The organism is Amycolatopsis sp. NPDC024027, from assembly GCF_040638975.1.
Classification (GTDB): domain Bacteria; phylum Actinomycetota; class Actinomycetes; order Mycobacteriales; family Pseudonocardiaceae; genus Amycolatopsis.
In genome coordinates, this window is the sequence record NZ_JBEZYY010000056.1 from 1 (window position 1) to 1292 (window position 1292).

The window sequence follows — 1292 nt, forward strand, 5'->3', positions numbered from 1 at the left end:
TCCCGGCCGATCTCGGCGCTTTCCAGCACGGCGAGGGCGTCGGGGACGAGGACGGCGGCGGAGTAGTAGGCGGAGACGAGGTAGGAGATGATGGCTTGTTCGTTGATGCCCATGAATCGGACGTTGAGTCCGGGTTGGTATTCGTCGGGGAGTCCGGTTTGGTGGAGGCCGACGACGCCTTGGGCTTGTTCGCCGGTGCGCATGAGCAGGATGGAGCTGGTGCGGGTGTCGGTGACGGGGATTTTGTTGCAGGGGAGGATGGGGATGCCGCGCCAGGAGGGGACTTGGTGGCCGGCGAGGTCGACGTTGGTGGGGTAGAGGCCGGCTTTGGTGCATTCGCGGCCGAAGGCGGCGATGGTTTTGGGGTGGGCGAGGAAGAAGCTGGGGTCTTTCCAGACGAGGGTGAGGAGGTGGTCGAGGTCGTCGGGGGTGGGTGGGCCGGTGCGGGTGGGGATGCGTTGGGCGAAGTCGGTGTTGTGGAGGAGCCCGAAGTCGGTGTTGTTGATCAGTTCGTGTTCTTGGCGTTCGCGTAGGGCTTCGACGGTGAGGCGGAGTTGTTGTTCGATCTGGTTCATGGGTTGGTTGTAGAGGTCGGCGACGCGGGAGTGGACGCGCAGGACCGTCTGCGCTACCGACAGTTCGTATTCGCGGGGGCGGGCTTCGTAGTCGACGAAGGTGCCGGGGAGCTGGGGTTCGCCGTCGTGGCCGGAGGCGAGGGAGATTTCGGCTTCGCCGTGGTCGTTGCTGGCGGTGGCGCCGCGGGCGAGGTAGTTGTCGAGGTGGGTTCGGAGGGTGTCGGAGCGGGTGAGGATGTCGGTGAAGGCGGTGCGGGGGAGGGTGAGGACGGTGCAGGTGGTGACGGCTTTGGCGGTGAATTCCCAGATGCCGTCGTCGCGGGTGAGGGTGGTTTCGCCGAAGTGGTCGCCGTCGGCGAGGGTGCCGAGGACGACTTGGTCGCCGTAGGCGCCGGTGCCGATTTTGGTGATTTTGCCGTGGGCGAGGAGGAAGACCTGGTCGGCGGGGGAGCCGAATTCGACGAGGGCGTCGCCGGGGGCGTATTCGTGCTGGGTGAAGCGGTCGGCGAGTTCGGTGAGGACGTCTTCGTCGTCGTAGCCGCGTAGGGGGGCGAGTTCGCCGAGTTCGGGGGGGATGACGCGGACGTGGGCGCCGGTGGTGGTGAAGGTGACGCGGCCGTCGCCGACGGCGTAGGAGAGGCGGCGGTTGACGCGGTAGGACCCGGCCGCGACTTCGACCCAGGGGAGGAGTTTGAGGAGCCAGCGGGAGGAGATGCC

At 66.9% G+C, this 1292-nt stretch carries 1 protein-coding gene; it reads right to left on the reverse strand.

Features of this window, described 5'->3' with window-relative positions; all coding sequences use genetic code 11:
- On the reverse strand, positions 1-1292 hold a 1292-nt coding region (locus tag AB0F52_RS48665), incomplete at both ends, for a family 2B encapsulin nanocompartment shell protein (RefSeq protein WP_360186493.1).